Origin of the sequence: Fulvivirga marina, from assembly GCF_016775155.1 — a bacterium.
In the GTDB taxonomy this organism is placed as follows: Bacteria; Bacteroidota; Bacteroidia; order Cytophagales; family Cyclobacteriaceae; genus Fulvivirga; species Fulvivirga marina.
In genome coordinates this window covers 14,737-41,272 of the sequence record NZ_JAEUGD010000014.1, presented here as the reverse complement: position 1 = coordinate 41,272, position 26,536 = coordinate 14,737, and the positions used below count along the sequence as shown (strand labels likewise).

Sequence of the window (26,536 nt, the reverse complement as noted above, 5' to 3'; positions counted from 1 at the left end):
TCAGAAAGTGATGGATAAAGACCAAATGGCTGTCGGGGGACAGCCTTGGGGTTAGGACAGCCCCAGAATTAGGGCAGCGACCGGGATTAAGAAGTGTTCACAAGAAGAGGAATTACTATGATGTAGCGCTTTGTTAACGCGTCCAAATAGGACTGAAAAAATATGCTGGCGACATTTGTAAAACACTATTTAAATAAAATTATCCACGCATCACTCTCCCCTAGTGAAGGATAATTCCTTAAAAGAGCAAAACTGAGAGCATATGACGACAAAGAACTTATCCAATATGAAGATCAAAACTACTGTAATTGCAATCCTCTTGTTCATTGTATCAGGCGTGGCCCTGGCACACCCGGGTGGACATGGTGTTAAAAACTTAAAAGAGTGGCACCTCAAAGGAAAGACTTCCGTGAAAGGGGCTTTTCTAATGAAGTCCAATGACTTTATTTACCTTGAAGATGAGCATGGTGAGTTAACACAAATCAAAATATCTGAACTTGCTGACGAAGACTTTGCCTTTGTAAAGCAAAAAACAGAGAAAATAGAAGCTATAAATAATCCCGTTGCTAAAGATGAAGCATCTCCTGCTAAATCGACTATTCCGGTAATGGCATTGGCTATTGTGCTCATCGCTTTGATTTTAGTATTGGTCAGCCCAAGAAATAAGTCCGTAAAATTTGTTTATAGCAGCTTATCCCTATTGTTCTTAATATCCCTATATGCCTGCAATAAGGATAATGATCCTACTACTTCCTCAGGCATTGCGAAAGCTTACGACATATCATTTTTACGCGAGACCTTCTCAATATTCAGCAATGTTAGCTACGTAGATACAGATGATGACTATTTCTATGTGGAGTCTAACGGCATTCCTGACCATCAGATGATGGTAGGTATCACCGCCTGGATCGAGCGTGTGCCAACACCATTTAAGTATACCTATGCTGAAAACACACAGGAAAATATGGCGTGGCCTATTCCTATAAATCCAGCCTATGAAGAAACAGACAATATTGCTATTATTGATGAGCTTCAAAGAGGTGCGATCGCCATTGCTACCAACGGCATTCCAATCTTCAACCCTTATAATGCTAGCGGAGAGCTCTCATGGGAGATCGGTGAGCTGGACGCATACGGCGGTCACTCAGGTAATGGCGACGACTATCATTACCACTTCCCTCCCGTGCACTTAAATTCCAAAACAGGTACCTACCCCATTGCCTTTGTTTTGGATGGATTTCCGCTATATGGTTATAGCGAACCGGATGGTTCTACAGTAACCGGCCTTGATGAACACTTCGGCCATGAAGACGAAAACGGGTATTACCACTACCATGCTTCTTCCAATGCACCTTACATGACGCCGTCGCTGCGTGGTGTAGTTACCGTAGACCAGGAAGGCATTCAACACAACCAGATCGAACCACAACCTACTGCTATGACGGAAAGAGGACTTAGCGATATCACCTTAGTAGGTGGTACCGACAGTCACGAAATTACCGGACTGGATATGAACGATGCCAATAACGGTTATGCCCTGTCTTACAAAACCACTACGAATAATGTAACCAAAAATGGTATGATCGAATACAGCTGGGATGATAATGGCCTTTTTACTTTCACTTTCACCACAGATATAACAGATGCCAGTAGCTCAAAAACCTTTACCTATAACGGTGATCCGGGTACAATACATGCTGATGCCTATGGCTACAATTCCTCAGGAAGCTCTTCTGATTTTACGCTAACCAGTGCCGCAGTTTCAAATGGCGAATTGCTAGATACTTATAAATGCGATCAGCCTGAAGAGCGATCCATACCCGTAGCCTGGTCAAACCCTCCGGCGGGTACCGGTGCCTTCGCTATTGTGATGTATCACTACCCCAACCCGGCAGATGCCAGTGATCCCACAAAATCACCCGATGGCTATATGCAGGTATGGAATATCGATGCCAGCGTAAGTGAAATTCCATGGGGAGAGGCAGGCGTATCGATTGGTTACATTGGCAAAAACAACAAAAAAGGTGATTATGCCATCGGCTATACTTCACCCTGTTCTCCTGACCCAGGCACGCATGAATACACCATCAGGATATACGCCTTATCTGAAACGCCGGCTTCCTTACCCACTTCAAACAGTATAGACGTGGATTATTCTACCCTTGTTGATGCTATAGGTACGGTTACCACTTTAGGAACGGCCAGCCTGACTTTTGATAGCGTAACAGAGTAAGTAACAACCCATTAAGAAGAGTCATAAGTAACACTTTTTGCCTCCATGTAGCGCTTTGTTAACGCTTTATGCAATTACGTAGCGCTTTGTTAACGCATCCAAATAGGACTGAAAAAACATACTAGCGAAATTTGTAAAGTATAATTTATTGACAATTAAATATAAAAGTATACGCCGTCCCATCAGCTTCTTTCAGTGATGTAGAACACCCTGACAGGAATCAAATAAGAGATTGACTTACAGACAAATACATATTCAAAATTGATAGAAATGAAAACTTACTTAACATTCAACTCAAAAGCCCTCCCACTACTTCTTGTGGGTATGCTTTTGAGCTTATGGGGTATCGCCCAGCCGACCCGAGAAGGCTCAATTGACCTTACGGGAGGTGGAACTGAGGGCAGATACATCCTGATGAACCACCAGGGAAGTGGCCAGCAACTGGGCATCGAAGGAGGTTCATTCACCATTGAAGCCTGGATCTATATGACCCAGAACTATGCTGATGATTTTAACTTTTTCCGCCTGATAAGTGGTGACAAAATACTGACCGTATCCTACCGGGGTGACGGTAATCGAAACTCAGGAAGTGCCTGGGCATTTGAGACCAGAGGCCTGCCGGAAAAGAACGGAGGAAACTGGTACTTCACCAGAGGGTACAAAAGTGGGTATAACCCGCCAACCTTTTTGAATCAGTGGCACCACGTAGCTTTCTCAGTAGACGAAGGCAGTACCATAAAACTCTACATTGATGGAGAAAGGGTAATTTACAGTACCCTTACCCATAATGGCGGGCCGCTAGCCGATCTATGGCCTGCTGCCGGTGATGGAAAATGTGAAATAGGCGGAGCCTCGATATACACTGGTTATCAGGGTACTTTTTATGCCGGAGAAGTACGTGTATGGGATGCGCAACTTGCAGATTGGCAGGTATCCCAATATTATGACGAAGAAGTGAACAAGACGCACCCGCACTGGAACAACCTGATCCGCTACTACCATGGTACGGAGTCCACAGGCACAGACATCAACAGAAAATTTGAAGACCGTTCACCGGCCGGTACAGAATACGATGCAGGTATCGACCATGCCGATGTAGGTATAGCTTCAAATTTCAGCCCTACGGTTAAGCCTCCGGTTTTCGATCAGAATAATTATCAAATTAACTTCACTGCCGGAACATGCCAAACCTCGGACATCGGCCTACAATGGAAATCTTTGGCCAGTTCCTGGATGAGCCCAGGTTATATTGATTATGATCAAATAGGGTACAGAGTTATACGTGAGTCAGATGGAAAAGAAGTTCATAATAGCACCGCACATATAATAAAAGATACGGATGTAACAGCAGGTGACAAGCACAGATATATACTACAAACTTATTGGACAATCAATGGAGCAAAAGTCTATTCTGACACGAAATGGTATAGCAATTACGGAAGTGTGAAAATGCAGTATGATGCGCCGGGTAACTTGCAGGTATCTCTCGACAATTGCGATAAATCTATAGACCTATCCTGGACAGCAAACAGCGGTACGCCTCCAACCTGGACTATACAAAGAGCAGATGATGCACTATTCTCAACCGGAGTAACCACCCTTATCTCTGATCTGGATGGCAGTAATACTTCATATACTTTGCAGAATCAGGAGATAGAGACCTCTAAGTATTATCGTGTCATTGCCAGTGGGCAGGATAACAATGGATGTCAGGTGGGTGCTACTTATTCAACTATTAAAGAAGGTAAAACCTCCTCCCCTCCCAGCCCGCCAACTGAGATGACCATCACACAGGACCTGGCCAACAAAACTCTGGTACTCAACTGGACTACACCAGAAGGTAGCAATGCCGACAGCTGGATCATCCGCAGATCAAACTTTGATGGTTCCAATACAGTGGAATTTACGACTGACCTCGCCACCACTACTTATACAGATGCTGACCTGAAGCTATGCCAGACCTACAGCTATACCATTGGTGCTGTCAATGAATGTAGCCCTGATGGTAATTTTGCTACCACTGACCTCACCGGAAACATCAGCACGGACCTTTCTGATGCCATAGCTTCCATACAAGCTTCCAAAGGATACTTTGGAGATGCTGTACAGGTAGAGTGGGAGCTCAATTCCAGTCTTTCCAACATCGACAGGTTCAGGATTTACAGGTCGAGAGCGGATAAAAACAACTTCAGTCTGCTCAAAGTGCTGGATAATGATTTGATCTACATCGATGAAACAGCCGTGGGTGGCATATTTTATAACTATAAAGTTGTAGGTGAAGCCGCTTGTGAAGACAAAACCATCTATACCAATGAGGGCATAGATATGGGCTTCGTAATACCTTACGGAGTAGCCAACGGACATGTAGAGTATGATGGAGGTAATGCAGTGGAAGGTGTGGCCATCAACTTTGAAAAACAATCGACGCAGTCTACAGGACGCAGCCTCGTCTTCTATGGTGATGGATATGTGGAAACCCAAACTGCTGTTACCGAGTTAGGCACTGCGGCTTTCACCATGGAAGCATGGATAAAAACTATCTGCACCGAGTGTAGTATCATCACCAAATCCGATGCTGATAACACCTGGGAAATGGGTGAGAAAGTGATGTATCTGGATGGAAATGGAAACCTGGCCTTTGTAGGCCATTCCAGCAACTACATCAGCACCAATACAGCCGTTAACGACAATGAATGGCACCATGTAGCCATTGCCTGGGATTACAGCTCGCAAACCGCCAAAGCCTATGTAGATGGTCAGGCAGTAGCATTGACCAGTAGCTCTTATAATGGGCAGGCGTCAGATGCTTCTTTCTCCCTCCAATTAGGCAAGGCCAACGGAGCCAACGGTGAAGCTAAAAACAACTTCATGGGATATATGGATGAGGTCAGGGTTTGGAATGTCATGAGAACAGATGCTCAGATTGCAGAAAACTATAACCGCTATATCAACAATGGCAGAGACAATTTGATTGCTTACTGGCGATGTGATGAGGGTATTGGCAATCACATCTACGACGCTTCAAAAACTGCTGACGAATTCAACAAACATGATGGTACCTTCATGGGTAGCATAGGCTTTTCTTCTATCATACCTTCTAGCGATCTGTTAGGCATACGGGGTATAACGAATGCATTTGGAGATTACACAATAGACTATATCCCTTATGCTTCAGGAGGTGAAATATTTAAGGTGACACCCTCATTAGGACAACATGCTTTTGAGCCGTCTTCACGCACAGTATTCATCGGTGACGGAGCAAAAACACAAAACGGACTGGATTTTACTGATATTTCATCTTTCGAAGTTACCGGTAAAGTAACCTACGAAAACAGCCAGGTACCTGTAGAAGGTGTTGCCGTACTTATAGATGGCATACAGGCCGTAGGCAGCGACAACAGACCTGTACGTTCTGATGCTGAAGGCAATTATACTGTTCAGGTGCCCATCGGTCATCATTTCCTTTCTGTTGAGAAAGATGGTCACACTTTTTCCGAAGGCTATTTCCCTCAACTCAATGAATATGGTGATGTTGAAACTTTTGAATTCAAAGAAGACCGTGTGGTCAACTTCACTGATAACACCAAAATAAAAGTAGCCGGACGTATAGTAGGTGGCACGATTGAAGGTGATAAAAAATTAGGCTTTGACCTTTCACTAAACAACATCGGCGTGGCCGACCTGCAACTCAGGTTGCAAGCTGAAGGCTACGACCTTGATATTACCGATGACAATATCTACGATGTTATATCTGTAACCACCGACCCTTATAGCGGCGAATACTCACTGGAGATGATCCCTGAAAAGTGGGTCGTAGAAAAGGCTGGCAACGACAATTACTTTATCGAGCCCGGCGACATTGCTGTATTGGACCTAAGCCATAGCCTGGAGCAAAATATGGTTACCGATAGTACTTCAACACTTTCAAACGGCACCGTCACTTACGAAGTGGATACCTTCTACTATCACCACAAACTCAACTTCGTAGTAAGGCAAACTCCGTCCATCTATGTATTTGATGATCAAGATGGTGCATTTGACGGAGATAGTGAGATTATCTATACTTCTCAGCAAACCGGTGACCGTGACACCCTGGACCTGTCAGCCGCGGGCTTCAACTTCCCGGTATTCACTCAGGCTAAAGAATATAGCATGAAGATCTACGTATGGGAAAAATATGAAAACCCTGATCACCCTGATGGAGCTGTAGAAGATCTGGTACCTGTGCAAAATGCTGAAATTAATATTACAGACAATTTTGGTATTAACCCTGAGGGTACCTCAGGCAAAACAGCCTATAATGGTCTGTACACGTACACTTTTAAAGCCGGTATTCCCTCTTTGTCTGAAAATGGCGAATATTCTTATACCAAGACATTACAAGTAAATGCCACCGTGGGCGATGAAAACGTAGTCTGGCCGGAAACCGACCTTTTCCGTGGTTATATTCTCGGAGGTCTGCCTCAAGAAGGAACAGATTTCATCACTTATGGCCCCGAAGTAGTGGAAATGGTGTTGCGCGACCCTCCGGGATCCAATTCTTATGCATTTATTGAGAAAGGATCGTCCTTCTCTAAAACAGAATCTTGGGTAATGGATGTAAATACCAACCTGGGCCTAAACAATACCTGGCACTCAGGTATGTATGTAGGCCTAGGTGGCGGACTGGCAGGCCCCATCGTACAATCTGACCTGGTACTGGATTCAGAATTAGGCATGACGATTCAGAGAGCATTCAGCGATGCAGGAGAGTATACCGAAACCTGGACATTCAACGAGCGTATCGAAACCAGTTCCGACCCGAAAGATGTAGGCTCCGACGCTGATGTTTACATTGGTAAGGCACACAATGCCTACATCACAAAAACAAAGAGTTTAGCTCTCATCGAGCGTACTTACTGCGACGAGTTTGGTCTGAGCTATTTAGATACTGGTGGAGACATTGTTCTTGGTATTATTGATGGCTATGCTATTGATGAAGGAAATACAGCAACCTACTTTGCCTACTCCCAACGCCACATTGTTGAAGAGCTGATCCCTGAACTATTGGTATTGCGAGATGAACTATTCAAAAGTGATAAATATGAATCGCATTTACCTTGGGGACATCAGTTCTATGGAGTTTCTAATGACAACAATACCGATGCTTACAACCAGTTTAAGCAGGAAGCCATAGCCGCAAATCCGTCAGTAGACACTACGCAGCTATCCTATACTTTCCATGCTACAGGTGCTGATGATGAGCTCGATTCCGTGGCCTTTATCAATGAGCAGGTACGCCAGTGGATCAATGCCCTGGCCCTGAATGAGGCCGAGAAAGTAGAGGCCTCTACCATTAAAAACTTATCCGTTGATGGTTCTGCCGGAGCTGTTAGTGAAGAGATTACAGAAACATACGCTTCACAATACAACTGGAAGGCAGCACGTACCCTGAACTTCGCGTGGAATGCAAAGTTTGGCGCCCTGCTCAACGGCAAAGGTTTTACCTTGCGCAACACATTTGACGTAGGTGTCGGCCTAACCAATGGAGGTAATTCCGAAAAAGCCCATTCCGTTACGTTTGGTTATGTGATTGATGAACGCGATGAAGGGGATTATTACAGCATAGATGTAAAAAACACAACCGGTGTTGAAATACTTAACCGCTCTCACTTCAGTGATTATATCCCTTCAAAAAGTGAATTTATTGAGGCACAACTTATACGTACAGGTATAGGTGTAGGTGGTACCGGGGTCAAGGCTCTCGGAACAACACTGGCTTACAAATATACCAGCCGTACGCATTCGTTTATCGCCACAGCCGCATTTGCGGTCGACGCCGCCGTATTCATCTACGAACTTAGCGACGCAAGCTATAACCTGTTTAACACCTATGACAATCAGGATAATGTAGGCACCAATTATAACATCTCCGGATTCAGGATATCAAGCCCCATCTTCTCCGTAAGAGGTGGCCAGTCCCGTTGTCCTTATGAAGGCGGAGAAGAAACCAGTTTCTATGTAGAGAATAACGAACCCATAAAACTGCATACGGCTACGTTATTGAGAGAAAATCCGAAGATCGATGCAGAACCTGCCGTTCGCAACAGTGTTCCTGAAGATGAAAAAGCCGTATTTACCTTGAAGCTTCAGAACGAGAGTGAGTCTAACAGCGACGTTTGGTACGACATCACCATTGATGAAGCTTCTAACCCTAACGGTGCAATCGTACTGATCGATGGCCTGACTGCCGAACGCTCGTACCTTGTACCGGCCTGGAAAACGGTCTCCAAAACCCTTACCATACAGAAAGGTGCCAGTGGTGTGCTGGATTATGACAGCATTGCGGTGATACTTCACTCCACCTGCCAGTTTGATCCTATGACCAGCCAGGCAGATATAGCGGACACCGTTTACCTTTCAGCTCACTTCCAACCTTCCTGCTCAGATGTGGTACTCGAAGGCTTGAATGATAACTGGGTGGTAAACTATGAAGATAATAACCAGGTAGCCATCACCCTCAAAGGATATGACATCAACCATCCTACTTTAGAGAAGGTCGATTTTCAATACAAATCTCTTAGCGGGAACCCCATTGCGGTTAAAGGATACTTTATGGATGCTTCCTCTGAAGATTACGACAACTATGGTGATCAGGCAGAGCTGCTTGACAACAGAAGCGAAGTCAGTTTTATCTGGGACATCAGTGATCTGACAGACAGAACCTACCTGGTTAGGGCACGAGCAACCTGTACAGATGGCTCGGTCACTGAAACTGACTATGTAACCGGAGTGATTGACCGGGTAACCCCTGTGGTGTTTGGCTCGCCTGAACCTTCGGATGGTATTCTAAATCCTTCTGATGACATTTCAGTGCGTTTCAATGAAACCATAGAGTCAGGGTTGGTAAAAGATCATAACATCAGCGTAAGAAGTATTCTCAATGGCTCAGAGGTATCTCATGCTACAGCCGTATCCTTCAACGGAGTTAATGAAAAGGCCCGAATACCGGCCATAACGCTCAATAACAAATCATTTACAGTGGAGTATTGGCTGAAGCGTGATGCAGGAACTTCAGGCACAGCATTTACCAAAGGCACGGGTGCAGACCTGCTTGAAATTGCCTTCAATGCCGACGAAACGATCGCTGTAACAATGGGATTACAAACCTTCAGTGTAGAACCTTCGGCTTATTACAGTAGTGTTACTCCTGTAAATGCATGGCATCACTGGGGCATGGCTTACGACAATGATACGCACGAACTGCGATTCTTCATGGATGATCAGCTTCTGATGACCAAGACCGGTATATTTTTCTCTGCCACTGAAGTTGAAAATGCCTACCTGGCTGCCGATGCTGATAATGGCAATGCTTTGGAATGCCAAATCCACGAAGTGAGACTTTGGAATAAAGCCCTTACCGTAAGCCGGTCTGTAGAATACATGAACCAGACACTGTCAGGAAATGAGACCGGACTGTATGGCTACTGGCCTATGAATGAAGGAGACGGCACCCTCGCTCTTGACAAAGCAGCAGGCAGACACATGGCTATAGATGCCAACTGGAGCCTGTACCCTGGCAGTGATGCCTTTGCTTTCAATGGCAGCGGTCAATACCTGACCCTTGACGGGAATAATGTAGTAATCACCAATGAGACGGATTTTACCGTAGAGTTCTGGTTCAGAATGCAGACCCCGTCAACAACGCAAACTATCTTCTCTTCAGGTAAAGGGGACCTTACGGATACGTTGTACAACGAGCTGTATGCACTGAGCATCAATGCGCTACCATCAGGTCAACTGAATGTGGTAAGCCAAGGCAATATTTTCACGGCCGCTACTACCAACTACTTCGATAGTCAATGGCACCACTTTGCCCTGTCTGTAGATAGAGATGCTACTACAAAGTCGTATATAGATGGTAAACTTCAAAAGTCCAGCAGCAACTCAGGCATAGCCGGACTGGCCGGAAGCCAGCTTTGGTTAGGTGCACGAGGCTTTAAGACTACTTCATCCACTTATGCAACGGATCAATATTTTGAAGGAAGTATGGATGAATTCAGGATCTGGAACTCAGCAAGACCGGTGAAATATATCAACAACTACAAAAACACCAAGCTTGCCGGAGACGAATATGGATTGATCGCGTACCTGCCTTTTGAAAAGTATGAAGAGGTTATGGGTGGTATCGTTCGTACTACTACCCTCAGTGATGAAGCGACTCCTCAGTTCCTTACGCAGGCGGCCCCTGCCGTGGCTACCGGAGGTGAAACTTTCACAGAAGGTGCATCCATCACAGATGTAAGGCCCGTACAGGATATACCGTTTGACTTTGTGGTCAACAACGATGAGATCGTGATCACTCCGCTGATCGATGCTTACCGCATAGAAGGACAGACGCTGGAAATCAGTGTAAGTGATATTCGTGACCTGAATGGCAACAGGCAGCTATCCACAGCCAGCTGGACGGCCTACGTACAGCAAAACGAGCTGGTATGGCAGGAAAACACCATAGATGTAACACAGGAAGAAGGCAACAGTACTACTTTCAAGGCTACCATTGCCAACCTGGGAGGTGTACCTTATGACTATACCTTAGAGGATATGCCCGCATGGCTTACCACCGATGCATCAACCGGAACAGTGCCTGCAAATGCTACAAAAACACTGACTTTCAAAGTTAATGCAGGGCTGAATGTCGGCTATTACGAGCGCAGCATCAATCTGGGCACGTCTCAGGATTTCAATGAGCAACTAACGGTTAATGTTACGGTAAGCAAGCCGGCCCCTGACTGGAATGTCAACATAGACAACTACGAATACAGCATGAATGTCTTTGGCCGATTGATCATCAACGAGGTGGTTTCTCTCGATGTCAATGATGTGGTAGCCGCTTATGTAGGTGATGAGATCAGAGGTGTAGCTTCTCCTGAATATGTAGAGGCACTGGACGAGTACCTGCTGTTTATGACCGTTTATAGTAACGTCACCAGCAATGAAACCATCAGCTTCAAAGTTTGGGATGCCAGCAAAGCACAAACGCATGAAGAGGTTACTCCACAGTTGAATTTCCTGGCTAACAGCATCATAGGCACTACCGCAACTCCACAGGATATTGTAGCTTCAGATGCCATCTCAACGACCCTTGAATTTGGTCAGGGCTGGAACTGGGTGTCATTCAACCTCGTATCAGACGATCTGCAATCAGTAAATACTATATTCAGTGCCGTTGGAGAGCAGGACGATGTGGTAAAAGGTCAGCATGCCCTGGACATCTATGATGCCAGCACAGGGTGGCTTGGAGGCATAACCCTCAATGAAGGCGGCCTGCAAATAGGTGAAATGTACAAGGTCTACCTGAAAAGCGGAGGAACTATCAAGTACAATGGTACCCCAGCAGATCCTCAATCAACCAATATACAAATCGATGCAGGCTGGAATTATGTAGGGTACACCCCTCAGGCCACCATGACCGTTACGGAAGCATTGGCAGGATTAAATCCGGTTACCGGAGACATGATCAAGAGCCAGTCTAAATTCTCGATGTATGATGCCTCGTTTGGCTGGGTAGGTTCATTGAAAAGCATGAGCAGAAACCAGGGCTATATGCTCTATAGTGCCAACAATGTGTCATTCACATACCCTGAGAGCAGCTCATTGTCTTCTGGCAGGGTGAATGCATCGGAAGAAGAGTCTATTACGCTTCCTGAAGGATGGCATGTTGCTTCAGCACGTCAGTTCTCTGATAACATTTCCATCATAGCAGAAATATCGGGAGCAATGAATGTTACGGATAGTGATATCCTGCTCGCTCATGCTAATGGAGAAATTCGCGGATACGCAAAGAGGTACACTTTGAATAACGGTAAAGACGCCTTCTTCCTGACCGTACATGGAGATGCCGGAGAACAAATCACTTTCTCTCTGTATAATGAAGATAGCCAAACATTCACCGAAGCTACGAACCAGCTAAAGTATGTGAACAATGCGATAGTAGGTGACATAAAACAACCCTACCCTATCGAGTTGAACGAAGAGTTATCGGTTGAAACGCTGACGGCCTATCCAAATCCATTCAGCAGCGAGCTGAATCTGGCACTGCCTTGCACGAGCGGTACCCTGGAGGTATACAATGCCCATGGAAAGCTGCTGAAGTCTCAGGAAGTGAGTGGTCAGACCGCCAGAGTTACGTTTGAACAGCCACTACCATCAGGCACCTACTTCGTCAAAGTAGTAGGCCCGTGTGGAGTAGCCTCAACCAAAGTGGTTAAGACGGATCAGTAAGATCTTTTATTTAAAACCCTTAAATAAAAAACCTTGGAGGTTTATGTGCTTCAAGCAGATAAAACCTCCAAGGTTTAACAAACTACAAATGACCTCTTAAATGAAATACATACTCATCATATTCACCCTGGCCCTCAGTTTCGGTGCTTTAGCCCAGGCACCAGACTGGCAGGTCAACCCTGCTGACTACGAATACTCCATGACCTTTACAGGCATTGTATCTGTAGACACCGTGGAGAATATCAATGCCGGCAGCCAGATAGCCGCATGGGTGGGCAATGAACTTCGGGGAACATCTGATCCTATTTATGTATCAGCTACCGGGAGATATTATTATCAACTACTGGTCTATGCCAATACCAGCGGAGAAGTTGTAACCTTCAGCTTCTATAATGCGGATAATGATCAGGTTATTGATCTCGAAAATACTGAAGCTTTTATATCCGATAAGAATACAGGCAGCTTTAGCGATCCCTATATTTTTAGAAATTGGGAAAACACCACCTTCAACTCCTTCTCTTTTGTAGGGTTTGATGCAGAAGCTACGATCAATGCCTCCACACAGCAGATCACCATTACCTTGCCTGAAAATACAAATGTCACCAACCTGGTCGCCGAATACCAATTCGACCATGCCATTTCAGTACAAGTTGATGGCACAGAGCAGGAAAGCGGCGTTACTGCCAATAACTTCACCAGCCAGGTCAAATACGACATAAGCACCGGAACCCATATCTATACCTGGACCGTCAAAGTGAGCGTTGAGAACACAGCAATCACAGGTTTGAGCAAAAAACAAGAAGCACAACTCATCATCTACCCTAACCCTGCATCCGATGCCCTCTATGTCAAAAACCTGGACGGGACAGCTGAATATGAAATTCTTGATTCCTTTGGCAAACTGGTGATGAATGGCAAACTAACGCATTACGTAAATGTACAGGGACTTACCCCGGGAATTTATTTTATCAAAGTAAATACTGCATACCATGAGGTACGCATGATGAAGTGGGTGAAGAATTAAGAGTTCTGATTAAACCATATTAAACCCTTGGAGGTTTATCAGCATGATGAAAATAAACCTCCAAGGGTTGGGTAAACGAATGGTATAAACGTACAGATTAATATTAAACCTTGGAGGTTTTTCTTCTTGACGCACATAAACCTCCAAGGTTTTTGGTAACGAACAATACAAACGTGCAGGAACTAAAATAGAATCAATAACAAATACAATTAACTGATAACTGATGCAAAGATTATTTAGAATATCAATTATAGCCGCACTAATCGGAACATGGGCTTGCTCTGATGATGATACTACCACACCCTCAACCCCTGATAACAATTATACAGGTACCGGATCTGTCACTCAGGGCATGGCTACTACCGTTACTTCTAACCTTCTTGGATGCGGACGCGTGGCAGGTATAGGCACTATAACAGATACTGACAACAACGCCTGGACAGTGCCCGCAGACGTAAATTACACGGACTCCAACTTCCCTTTTGCTTCGGAGATGAATAACCCCTGTAGCGGTGTTATCTACAACAGTGCCGCCGAGGCTGTCGCTGCGTTGGATGGCTCTGACATTATCGAGTTGGATGCAACCGGAGAGGTGATCACAGCTTATATCTTCGCTGATAATTATTTCGAAATGTACATTAATGGAACTCCCGTCGGGAAAGACAATGTACCTTTCACTGATTTCAACTCTGATATTGTGAGATTTAAGGTGAAGAGGCCCTTCACCGTAGCCATGCTCCTGGTGGACTGGGAAGAAAACCTTGGTGTAGGCTCTGAAAACAATCGCGGGTTCAGCTACTCCCCTGGCGATGGTGGCATGGTAGCAGTATTTGCCGATACCAATGGCAATATTATTGGGACCACTGACAACACCTGGAAAGCCCAGACATTCTATACTGCTCCTGTTAAAGACTTAATGTGTCTTTCGGAAAATGGCACAAAAAGGCTTTCAACCAACTGCGATGCAGCAGGATCAAATGATGGCACCTCCTACTATGCCGTTCATTGGGCAATCCCCTCCGGCTGGATGAATAAAGATTATGATGACTCTGAATGGCCGGCAGCCACTACCTATACCAACGATGAAATTGGAGTAGACAACAAATCCAGTTATACCAACTATACCGATATTTTTGATGACGCCAACCATAATGCGCAATTCATCTGGAGCACCAATGTGGTATTAGACAATGAAGTAATAGTAAGGAAAACCATTCAATAGGTAGCAGGCTATTCAAATGGTCTGCTACCATGAGCATCTATTAAACCCTTGGAGGTTTATCACCTTGAAGCACATAAACCTCCAAGGGTTGAGTTCTCGAAGAGTATGGAAAGACAAAAAGGCATTCATGGCTGATTTAAAACAAGTTTATCAGGCACCTACACGTCAAGCTGCTGAAATGGTCTTACAGGAACTTGCTCAAAAGTGGCTGCATAAGTATAGCTACGCCATCAAGGGCTGGGTGGACAATTGAGACAACCTCACCCACTTCTAACTTTTCCTAATTACTACAACTCCCCCAATCAACACCACTACCCCAAAGCCAAGGTAAAGCATGCCTTCATTTTTGGATGAATTGTCTGAGGCGCTGATCTCCACACCCAAAGCACTGATTGATTTAGTACTGTCTGAAATCTTATTTATGCCAAAAAGACTTAAGGCTATACCTCCAATAATAAGAACTATACCTATGATTTTATTTACACTCATGATTTTTAGTTTTAATTCGTGAACTTATAAAAATGAAACAAAAAGATAAACTGCATTTAATATTTAATTCCTTAAGCAGCTAAACGTCATCGTTCTGTATTCTCTTCATATACTGCTTATGGCTTTGCAGGTTTTGTTATCTGTACCCCGGACAGATGCACAACCCCTTCGAACTGGCTGCCAATCCCTTTTAGCAAGAACTTCATAAAATATTTTATAAAAATCTACATTTAATAATACTTACAGTATTTTATCAAAGTAACTAACACATACAATGACGTGTCCATGATGAAGTGATAAAGAATTAAGATTTCCATATTAAACCTTGGAGGTTTCTCTCCTTGATGCACATAAACCTCCAAGGTTGGAGTTAACGAAGAGTATAAAGGCGCAGAAACTTACCCCAGAAGTTCATCTTCATCAAAGTAACCAACACATACAACGACATGCACATGATGAAGTGATGAAGAATTAAGATTCCATATTAAACCTTGGAGGTTTCTCTCCTTGATGCACATAAACCTCCAAGGTTGGAGTTAACGAAGAGTATAAAGGCGCAGAAACTTACCCCAGAAGTTCATCTTCATCAAAGTAACCAACACATACAACGACATGCACATGATGAAGTGATGAAGAATTAAGATTCCATATTAAACCTTGGAGGTTTCTCTCCTTGATGCACATAAACCTCCAAGGTTTGAGTTCACGAATAACATAGGTAAAAGAACTAAGAATTTCATGTTAAACCCTTAGAAGGTTTATCACCTTGATACTCATAAACCTCCAAGGGTTGGGTAAACGAATAGTATAAGTGAGCAGGGATTTTTTCACCAGTTTACTAACAATCTGTTTCATTTTTTATGGTAAATTCATAATCACTTATAACATATTCATAAAACCATTTAACAAACCTAAATCATGACCAAACTTAAACTTTTCTCAATTTTAGTAATGTTACTCATTTTACAAACCGCTTGTGAGGACACAAACAACAACTTAATCAACGACCCGATGGCCCAGCGCTCTCCCAATCCCAAAATAGAGAGCCAGGAACTGATGACCGAGGGAGCACAATACGACCTAACTATAGAACTCGGTGATGTTGAACACGTTAATGGAGGAAAATCCGTGAGCGCAGGCTCCCAATTACGGCTCGATACCTATTTAACGAACCTTGGTCCTGATCCTTCTCCAGGCCGCACACCAACAAGTACGGCATACCTTGTCGGATGGTATTTATCGTCCGATACAATCATCACTACAGATGATATACGGATAGGATCATTTTCCGGAAATAGTTTAAACCCTGATGAAACTGTACGTTTCTGGGCCGATGTTCAGATTCCCTCAGATATCCAGGGTGGATGGTACTACTGGGGTGCTATTGTAGATTATTCTGACCTTCTCATTGAGACTAACGAATTCAATAACACTGCGTTAGGAAACCAAGTGCTTGTTCATTAATGCTTTAAACCCTTGGAGGTTTATCGCCATAATGCAAATAAACCTCCAAGGGTTGAGTAAACGAATAACATAAGTGAAAGAATTAAGAACTCCAGATTAACCCTTGGAGGTTTATCACCATAACGCACATTAAACCTCCAAGGGTTGAGTTCGAAGCGTTGACTTAGCCAATTAGCTCACCACCATGCTCACCACTACCAGGCCCTAATGTAATCAATTGATCCGCCGCAGCAATCAAAGTGGCATTGTGCTCAATAAAAAGTACGGTATCACCACGGTCGACTAAGGATTGGAAGACCTTGATTAATTGGAGGATATCAAAATAATGAAGGCCGGTGCTGGGTTCATCGAAGAGGTATAACGTAGTGCCTTTTCGTTTTTGTAGTATGGAAGTGGCCAGTTTCAGTCGTTGGGATTCTCCACCTGACAAGGTATTACCGGCTTGCCCCAAACGTAAATGGCCAACCCCTACTTGCTTGAGCACTTCAAGGTTTTCTACAATAGCTCCCGACTCAAAAAATGCTATAGCTTCTAAAACGGTCATCTGAAGCACTTCGCCGATGGAGCGGTCTTTTAGGTTACAGGCTAGAATTGTGTCGTTATAACGCATTCCCTTGCAGGTATCACAGGTCAGCCAGACATCGCTCATGAAATCCATGCTGGTTTTTAGCTTGCCGTGGCCTGAACAGGTGGCACACTTACCGTTCTTACTTTGGTAGGAGAAATCAGCTTTCTTTAGCCCTGCTTCTTTTGCACTGGCTGTTTTTGAGAATAGCGTTTTCAGCTGCTCCATAATTCCCGTGTACGAAACCGGCGTGCTCAGTCTGTCATGGGTAAGGATGGACTGATCCATGAGTAATACTTCTTCAAACTGCTCCAAACCATGGACTGAAGCACAGTTTACCGGCCTGTTTTTGAGCCAGGAAGTGTATAATACCTCTTTAATCAAACTAGACTTCCCACTTCCGGAAACACCCGTGACGGCGATAATCTGCCCTGCATAAAAAGTGACATCAATATGTTTGAGGTTATTAGCAAAAGCACCTTTTACACCAAATGGATCGCCTTTTGGGTGCTGCGGTTTTGGAAGGACATCTTCATGAGTTTCCAATAACTTGTAGGTGACCGAATGCTTAGCCCTGGCAATATCGCTCACCTTTCCCTGGTAGATTACTTCACCACCCAGGTTGCCGGCTCCTGGTCCCATTTCAATCATATAATCGGCACTTTGGATAAAAGAGGCATCATGCTCCACGACCACCACCGTGTTTCCGTTGCTCACAATTCTTTTCAATGCATTGGCTAAAGCAGTTACCTGCCCTTTGTCCAAACCAATGGTCGGCTCATCCAGCACATAGGTGACACCAAACAGGTGGGTTGATAATTGACCAGCCAGCGTAACCCGCTGGCGTTCTCCACCGGAAAGCGTACTCACGGCCCTATCCAGGTTTAAATAACCCAACCCAAGCTCCACCATCGTATTCATGGCTTCTTTAACCGTGGGTAAAACCATATGGCTAATGGCTAAAACAACCGAATCTACCTGAGTATCCAATGGCTCCATCAAACGAAGGCAAGTATCTATATCCGTACTGGAAAGGGCATGGATATCCTTTCCCAGAAACTTTGTGTTCAATAACTCAGGTTTTAATCGGGTACCATGACACACCGGACATTCCACATCGTGCAATAAATCTTCTATGTGCTGAATGCTTTTGTTGTGAAGCTTCCGTTGATATTCCTCATCGATATAATTACAGAACCCGCGCCATTTGGCAGTTAATGCCTGCGTACCGGTGCGTGATTTGGTGGTAAACTCCCAGGTTACTTCCCAAATTTCATCGCCTGTTCCGTAAAGGATGACTTCTTTGATCTCATCCTCCAACGCCTGCCACGGACGGTCAATATTCCAATGGTTTTGTTTTGCTACCTCTTTTAGCGTTGCCATAAACTGGCCATGTACATCGGCATAGTAAGCCATGGCCTTGTTGGTAGAAATAGCTCCCTCCCAAATGGATTGATGAGGAGCAACAATGACCTCATTGGGATCACAGGTTAATTTCACCCCCAGTCCATCACAGTGAGGGCAGGCTCCCAAATGATGGTTAAAGGAAAAGTGCTGAGCGGTGTAGTTTTCTCCTTCGTGCTGGGCTATCCTCGAATACAGTAATCGGAAGGCATCATAAACCCCGGACAAGGTGCCCACAGTAGATCGTTTGGAAGGCGAGCCGCCTTTTCTATTGATGCCGATGGCTGGCCCTAAGCCCGAAAATGAAGCAATTTCTGCTTCACTATTTTGTTGTAGAAAACTTCGGTGGTAGGTAGATAGTGATTCTGTAAAACGTGCATTGGATTCAGCAAACAACGTATCGTATACCAGCGATGATTTCCCGCTTCCTGAAACACCGGTAACTACGGTCAATTGATTTTTGGGAATACGCACATCAATATTTTTCAATCCATGGGTAGTTACACCATTCAATACAATTTCATGGGAAGTAACAATATTTGGAGTGGCTTTTTCAGGTGCAATATGAACAGGTTCAGGCGTTTGTTCAGGCGCCCCCTGGTAGACAATAGTACCTCCCCCTTGGCCGCTTTCAGGGCCGAGTTCAATATGCCAATCACTGTATTCAATAATGGCTTCATTCTGTTCAATGCAAACTATGGTATTGCCTTTCTTTTTAATGCGGTCGAACAATTGCAGCAACGAATTGATATCGTCATGGTGCAACCCGATACTGGGCTCGATGATCACGTACAGGGTGTCTCCTGTGTCTTTTTTCTGGAGTTGATTGGCAATTTTAATGCGCTGCGCTTCTCCTCCCGAGAGTGTGGTAGAAGATTGCCCGAGGGTCAAATACCCCAGTCCTACTTCTTGTAATAGTTGTAGCCCGGCCAGCACTTTTTTGTGGTCTTCAAAAAAGGAAATGGCCTCATTGACGGACAGTTTATAACAATCGGCAATAGACAACCCTTTGTATTTGATCGCCAGGGTTTCTGCATTGAACCGGTCACCGTTACAGGTCTCGCACACCAAATCTACATTACCCAAAAAGTGCATACCTATTTGCGTTTTCCCTGCTCCCTGGCAAGTTTCGCATCGGCCGCCCTTGTTGTTAAATGAAAAACGCGACCTGGTAAAACCCTGAGCTTTTGACTCTGGCAACATCGCAAAGAGATCACGAATATGATCAGACAAGCCCAAGTAGGTAGCCGGATTACTGCGGGGTGTTTTTCCTATGGGGGAATGATCAATAAAAATCAGTTTATTGATGGCGTCTATATTTTCATGACCGCTGAGCTTCGCAGGCCTGTCCACTTCCATGCCCAAATGCTGCTGCACTGCCCGAAGCAGGGTGCCTTTTACCAGGCTCGACTTCCCCGCCCCTGACGGACCACTGACCACATTGAGCTTTCCCAGTTGAAATGCGACATCAATATTTTTTAAATTCCTTTCGTGGCATCCCATCAAATGGATTGCCCCTCGTTCTTTTTTGGAGGATGATTTAACAATTTCAGGCGGACTTTTAATAGCTCGAAACGTCGGGCTGATCTCCCTTAATTCATCCTTTTGGATAAACTCGGAGAATGCTCCGTTAAAAACTACTTCCCCTCCATTAACACCTGCTTTTGGACCTATTTCAATAATATGATCGGCACTAGTAATGGTATCCAGATCGTGTTCCACCACGATCACGGTATTTCCTTTGTTGACCAGTTCTTTAAAATGATGGATCAAACGCTCGTTCTCTTTCAGGTGCAGCCCAATAGAGGGTTCATCAAACACGTAGAGCACATCACTTAAGGGGACAGATAGCTGGTTGGCTACCCGAATACGCTGGATCTCACTGGCACGAAGCGATGCTGCCGAGCGATCTAAGGTAAGATGACCCAAGCCTAAATCTGCGAGCAAATCCACTTGCACTTCAATTTTAGTCACAATTTCTCTGGCAACGACATCCCAGGTATTCGCTTGAATCCAGGCTTTTAATTCGCTCAGTTCAAAATGCGTTACCTCCGCTATGGATTGGCCATGCACCGTAACGCTTAGGGCATCGCTATTTAAGCGCGTACCATGGCAATCGGGACAAGTTACGGCATGTACGTACTTGAGAATATTGGCATTCCGGTCCCTTCTTAAAATATCCGACATGATTGGGATCATGCCTTTATAATAGCCCTCTTCGCGTGGTTTAGCCTTTATTCCGGTCCACTTCAAGCGCGACTCCAGGCTATGCTTCCCAAAGGGTACTTTTATTTTCTCGCTACCGTACAAAACAACAGCTTGCTGCTGGTCGGTGAGTTCATTCCATGGAATATCCACATTAAACCCTTCGGCTTCACAAACCTGGTTGAGGACATCAATCGTAACCTGCGAATACATGATATACCCATTGGGCAACGTGGGCGCCAAGGCTCCTTCTCTAATGGATTTTTCAGGGAAAGCGATCAGCCGGTGAAGATCGATTTCCTCTTCTTTGCCAATGCCGTTGCAGCGCTTACACTTCCCCACAGCGGAGTTGAATGAAAAAAGCGCACGGGAAAGCGCTATGTTAGTTGGGGTGGTTCCGGTTCGTGCAAACAGCAGGCGCAACAAATCATAAATATCAGACAGCGTACCCACGGTTGAGCGGGCATGCATTCCGGTGGTGCGTTGCCCAATGGCAATCACCGGAGAAAGCCCCTCCATTTCATCGACATCGGGCCTGTTTAATTTGCCCATAAATTGCCGGGCAAATGATGGCAAGGTTTCAAAATAGCGCCGCTGCCCTTCTTTAGCAATGATATCAAACGCAAGACTCGACTTTCCCGAACCCGATATTCCCGTCACCACAATCAACTGATTATGCGGTATGCGCAATGAAATATTCTTCAGGTTATTGGTCCTTGCTCCTTGTATAACTATTTCCGGATGTGTGCTTGAAGTCATCGCGTGAAATTAAGGAAATTAGTTTTTAGGTAGGTCCGACATACGCTGCCGACAAGTTTTGGCTTGTGCGGTTGTATTGAGCGACTTGATAATGTGCATGGCCGAGAAGGGATTGGGTCATTCTTTCAACTTTTTATAGATCTTTTTCATCATTAATTCCCGCACTAAATCCCCAAAAACTTTATCTTCTAAAATCCGCTCAAAGAATTCTTGGTTTTGATCCATTCTCCCTATGAAGCTGTCTGTGAACTTATCATCAAAGACGTATTTAAACGTATCTATCGTATTTGCGAGAGCCTGTTTTTTGAGTGTTTCATCGTTGATCATGTCTTCTTCAACCTGGTCTAGTAGCAACTGATCAGCAGGTTCGAACTCTGTGCCGAAACGGTCATTCAGAACATTAATGATTTGTGAAAGCAATTCTTCCTCATCTTTATCACGTTTCAATCCTGCTTCAGATGTTCCACTCAATTCACCTTCTTCTCCTTTTTCCAATTCTATGGCGCCTTCTTTTATTTTTTGTAAACGATAGTATTCCAAAGCAACTTCGTCATCCAAATGCAATGATTCTGAGAGTTCACGTTTTGGAAGCCTTGTTTGCAGAAGTTTAGCATAAGCATAGAACTTCTCAAATTCAGCATCAACAAACGGCATAATCTGGGATAGAAAAGAATAAAGATTGGTCCATGAACGAATTCCCTTTTTGAATTCATCTTGTTTGTCTTCTTCTGATATTTCCTTAAATCGATCAACGGCTGGGTCAGTAAAGGAATATAAATATTTCTGTAGCTTCTGATTATTGATTTTGTTTTCCGGGTTGAAATATACCTGAGAAAAGGCTTCAATTTCTTGTTTCCAATACACTTGAAAGTTGTCCAGTCTGGCTTTCAAATCATATAGATGATTGATGTCCGTCTCTTCTTTGACCGAGGTAACTTCATAGTAAGGTTGGAAAGAGTCGAGGATCACTTGTCTTTCATTGGCAAAGTCTAGTACAAAAGTTTCTTCTTTGCCGGGACAAGTTCGGTTTAATCGAGAAAGAGTCTGTACAGCTAATACACCTGATAGTTTCTTGTCTACATACATCGTATGAAGTAAAGGTTGATCAAATCCTGTTTGATACTTATTGGCTACAATTAAAAGCTTGTATTCATCCTTTTCAAAAACAGAAGGAAGTTCCTTTTCGCTATAACCAGTTAATTCAGGTTCAGAGACTCCATCCGGATAATTATCATCTACTATTTTACCAGAAAAAGCCACTAGAATCTTAATGTCTTGATCATATCCATGATCTTTGATGTACTTGTCAAATTCTTCATAGTAGCGTTTGGCCAACTTTCTTGAACTACAAACAAGCATTGCCTTTGCTTTACCCCCAATTTTATTAGCTACAATCTCTCTAAAATGTTCAATGATAACTTCGGCTTTTTGCGATAGGTTATGAGGGTGAAAATTGATGTATTTGCCAATTGCTTTAGCTGCCTTTTTTTTGTTTAATTGAGGATCATCTTCTATTGCTTTGGTTAGCTTAAAGTATAGTTCGTAAGTGGTGTAGTTTTGAAGCACATCTAAAATAAACCCTTCTTCTATTGCCTGACGCATGGAGTAGAGATGAAAAGGTTTGGGTTTTCCTTCAGTATCTTTTGCTCCAAAGACTTGAAGTGTTTTGTATTTAGGTGTTGCGGTAAAAGCAAAGAATGAAATATTGGACTGTTGTCCTCTTGAAGCAGCCGAACGCTCAATTTCGTCTCTAATAAAGTCATCTCCTGAGTAATCATCGAATTGGTCTTCCTCTGTTTCTGTTTCTTGAGTTGTAGCGGCTAGCACTTCTTTCATTTTTTTGCTTGCTTCTCCTCCCTGGGAGCTGTGGGCCTCATCAATAATTACGGCATACTTGCGATCAGGTAATTCACCCACTTTATCAATTACAAAAGGAAATTTTTGAAGGGTAGTAATAATAATATTTGTTCCATACCCTAAAGCAGAGGCTAACTGGTTGGAGTCTTTATTGATTTTTTGAACAACTCCTGTTTTGTGTTCAAACTGGTAAATCGTGTTTTGTAATTGCTGATCCAATACCAATCGGTCTGTGACGACAATTACCGAGTCGAAAATGCGTTCGTTGGCTTGGCTGTGAATGCTTGACAGGCGATAAGCTAGCCAGGCAATGGAATTACTTTTTCCTGAACCAGCTGAGTGCTGAATGAGGTAGTTTTTTCCTGCACCGTTTTGTTGTACGTCATGGCCAATTTCCCGAACAGCATCTAATTGATGATAGCGGGGAAAGATGATTTTTTCCTTTTTGTAGACTTTTCCTTCGGACTCAAATTCTTCGGTCTGTAAATGCACAAAGCGTTGAATGATTTCCATCCAACTATCTTTTTGAAGAACGTTCTCCCAGAGATAGGCCGTTCTATATCCATTAGCATTGGGCGGGTTTCCTTTGCCGTTGTTAAATCCTTTGTTGAATGGAAGCCAGTAGGTTTTACTCCCGTCCAGTTTGGTGGTCATAAATACTTCATCCTGATCTACGGCAAAATGAACCAACGCTCTTTTCTTGAAGGCAAAGAGTGTTTCCCGGTTGTCACGAGTGGTGCTGTATTGTTTGAGTGCGTTGCTGACGTTTTGGCCTGTAAACTGGTTCTTAAGTTCCAGGGTGGCAACAGGAAGTCCATTCACGGATAGCAGTACATCCACCGAGTTTTGGTTTTTTGTACTGTAATAGATTTGACGGTAAACCTTGAGGTTGTTTTTGTTGTACAAGTCCACTGCATCGGGGTTGAGTCCTGATGCAGGTTGGAAATACGCCATTTGGAAACGCACACCGTAATCCACAAAACCATTGCGGAGCACATCTAAACTACCTCTTAAATCCAGTTCCTTATACAATCGTTGGATAATTCGATTATTGGCCTGCTCGCCATGGATAGCCATGATTTTCGCCCATCGCTGAGGTTGTGATTCTTGCAAAAAGCTGAGCACCTCATATTTAAACAACCCCAATTCGGGGCTGTAATCAGGGGAGTTGCCTTCTGTATAACCTCCGTGCTCTACAAGGGACTGTACTATGGCAGATTCGAAAGTATGTTCTGTAGTAATGCTCATGATAGTCCTTGTTTTTTGTCTAGCAGGTCTTCTTGTTCTCTGACATAGCTACGGTAGGTCATCTCTTTAAAAATGATTCTTAATCGCACTTTGTGTTTTTCTTTCAGGTCGTTTTTGAGATGGTAGATGAACTCACCGGTTTCTTCTCCCTCACCAGCGATGTTTTCTTTGTTGTAACACTCCTGGATAAACTCCGTGTCGTCAAGAAACTTTGCTTCATCAATTTCGTGAAGTCGCAATGGAATTTCTGGTTCGATGATCTCAAAAGTATCAGGATCAAAATAGCGTACTCTCGGCTTGGTGATTTCTGTATATTCTCTTCCCTGAAAGCAGGGTGTGCCCTGGCTAGACTCCCAGTAAATGCCAAAAAACTCTGTCCTGTTTGATTTGTACACTTTCGCAATCTGTAAACTTCCATCTACTTCTCTAATGCCTTTGTCTAAAGAGATCGAGCTGAGAATGCGTAAGGGCTCCATATCAAGTTTAGAAGCAAAACTATCTTCATCGAAGAGTAGCTTTTTGAAGCGTTGTTTGGCTTCTTGCTCTACATCAATACTTGCATTTCCTAAAAAAGTATAGAAAAAACGGTTGTCTTGTTTCGTTAATTCATCAAAGATGAATCCTTCTATTTCGGATGAATAATACAATTTCCACAGTCTGAACGCTCCCTTTTGCCAATCCCAACCACCAAATAAAAATTGAGCAGAGCCTCTTTCTTCATGGATACGATCCTGGCCTACTTCGTCAATGGTTCTTACCAATTTTGAAAAGAGTTCTGACAAAAAATCGAGCACTTCTTCCAGTGTAGCTGAGGGTGATGCCAGGTGTTGGTCCAAATGGATGGAAGAAATCAGGTTCAATACCAGGGGATAGGCCCTCATGGTATCTCCGGCAAAACAGAGCAAACAATCTTTACGGGGAAGTTCAAAAAGTTTAATGCCATGTTTCCATTTTTCGCCCATGGTGAGACAGCTATCCGTAGCGAAAATAAGCTCCTCGGTATCGTTGGCTTGACGTATGTAGGCAGTGCAAAGTGTCATCTTATTAAAGGCAGTTTTTTTCTCCCAGGTATTGTTCTTGGTCAAAAGGAGTACTGTAAATCTTTATTCTTTTCGGGTATCTTATGGGTTTCTTTTTATAGGCTTCTCCACGGAAGTCTACTAATCCTTTGGATACATAAACAACGTGATTTTTGAACCACGCAACTTCTCCAGTCCGTGATTTGCGGTTTCCTTTCCAACCTTCATATTTGGTATGATATTGAAGCCCTAAATACTTGGGGTAGCACCTAACATTTTTTCCCAGGTTGATTTCATCTAAGGCATCAGTAAATGAGGTCTTGTGATAGGCTTGATATCGTTTTACAATTGCACAGAAAATAATGTTTGCGTAATCATAAATCGAATCGTAGCGTGCTTGCTGTTGAGAAGTCAGGTGATCAGGCCTTTTTTCTTTACTAAAACCTGCCGCTTCTATACTTGATTTCAGTTCTTCGGAAGTAAATGAAACCTTGGAATGGTCTTTTAAAATTACGCTATGAACATTGTTTTCTATCGTGTGCTCAAAAATGTTATTTAGCCCAAAGACTTCAATAGAGGCTTTTATGTAGCCAATGGATACACAGTTGCCCGCACTTGTCGCTTTTCGCTCAGGGCTTAATTTCACTTTGCCTTGGCCAAAAGCCTGGATAAGGTCTATGGCTTGGAGATTGGCACTTTGCGCCCTTGCCTTTTCACTTAAAGAAAAGGTGACTGCCAAAAGTATCAGTAGGTGTAGTGCTTTTATGTGTTTTGAAATCATCAT

At 43.8% G+C, this 26,536-nt stretch carries 11 protein-coding genes; 6 read left to right on the top strand and 5 right to left on the bottom strand.

Going from position 1 to position 26,536, the window contains the following annotated elements; all coding sequences use genetic code 11:
* Nucleotides 1-262 precede the first annotated feature (262 nt).
* The 5 genes from JMN32_RS03820 (at nucleotide 263) to JMN32_RS03800 (ending at nucleotide 14,995) form a co-directional block, all read left to right on the top strand.
* Nucleotides 263-2,233, top strand: a complete 1,971-nt coding sequence (locus JMN32_RS03820; RefSeq protein WP_202854965.1) for a YHYH protein — start codon at nucleotides 263-265, stop codon at nucleotides 2,231-2,233.
* 270 nt (nucleotides 2,234-2,503) lie between these two features.
* Entirely contained in the window at nucleotides 2,504-12,496 is a 9,993-nt protein-coding gene (locus tag JMN32_RS03815; RefSeq protein WP_202854964.1) for a LamG-like jellyroll fold domain-containing protein, read from the top strand.
* A gap of 100 nt (nucleotides 12,497-12,596) precedes the next feature.
* Complete coding sequence (locus tag JMN32_RS03810) at nucleotides 12,597-13,520, top strand: T9SS type A sorting domain-containing protein (protein ID WP_202854963.1); 924 nt, start codon at nucleotides 12,597-12,599, stop codon at nucleotides 13,518-13,520.
* 223 nt (nucleotides 13,521-13,743) lie between these two features.
* Nucleotides 13,744-14,742: a hypothetical protein gene (locus JMN32_RS03805; RefSeq protein WP_202854962.1), complete on the top strand. Its 999-nt coding sequence runs from the start codon at nucleotides 13,744-13,746 to the stop codon at nucleotides 14,740-14,742.
* A gap of 88 nt (nucleotides 14,743-14,830) precedes the next feature.
* Nucleotides 14,831-14,995 (top strand): hypothetical protein, encoded by a 165-nt coding sequence (locus JMN32_RS03800; RefSeq protein ID WP_202854961.1) that lies wholly within the window; start codon nucleotides 14,831-14,833, stop codon nucleotides 14,993-14,995.
* A gap of 17 nt (nucleotides 14,996-15,012) precedes the next feature.
* Here JMN32_RS03800 and JMN32_RS03795 read toward each other — a convergent pair whose 3' ends face one another.
* Complete coding sequence (locus tag JMN32_RS03795) at nucleotides 15,013-15,231, bottom strand: DUF3185 family protein (RefSeq protein ID WP_202854960.1); 219 nt, start codon at nucleotides 15,229-15,231, stop codon at nucleotides 15,013-15,015.
* 918 nt (nucleotides 15,232-16,149) lie between these two features.
* On the opposite strand from JMN32_RS03795, the gene JMN32_RS03790 reads away from it, so the two are divergent.
* Nucleotides 16,150-16,695, top strand: a complete 546-nt coding sequence (locus JMN32_RS03790) for a CARDB domain-containing protein (protein ID WP_202854959.1) — start codon at nucleotides 16,150-16,152, stop codon at nucleotides 16,693-16,695.
* Between the two features lie 163 nt (nucleotides 16,696-16,858).
* On the opposite strand, the gene JMN32_RS03785 is transcribed toward JMN32_RS03790, so the two are convergent.
* From JMN32_RS03785 to JMN32_RS03770, 4 genes are all read right to left on the bottom strand, one after another.
* Complete coding sequence (locus JMN32_RS03785; RefSeq protein ID WP_202854958.1) at nucleotides 16,859-21,421, bottom strand: ATP-binding cassette domain-containing protein; 4,563 nt, start codon at nucleotides 21,419-21,421, stop codon at nucleotides 16,859-16,861.
* Nucleotides 21,422-21,745: 324 nt separating this feature from the next.
* Nucleotides 21,746-24,733, bottom strand: a complete 2,988-nt coding sequence (locus JMN32_RS03780) for a type I restriction endonuclease subunit R (RefSeq protein ID WP_202854957.1) — start codon at nucleotides 24,731-24,733, stop codon at nucleotides 21,746-21,748.
* Nucleotides 24,730-25,818, bottom strand: coding sequence for a hypothetical protein (locus tag JMN32_RS03775; RefSeq protein ID WP_202854956.1), 1,089 nt, complete (start codon nucleotides 25,816-25,818; stop codon nucleotides 24,730-24,732). The genes JMN32_RS03780 and JMN32_RS03775 overlap by 4 nt, the downstream gene beginning before the upstream one ends.
* Nucleotides 25,778-26,536 (bottom strand): hypothetical protein, encoded by a 759-nt coding sequence (locus JMN32_RS03770; protein ID WP_202854955.1) that lies wholly within the window; start codon nucleotides 26,534-26,536, stop codon nucleotides 25,778-25,780. The genes JMN32_RS03775 and JMN32_RS03770 overlap by 41 nt, the downstream gene beginning before the upstream one ends.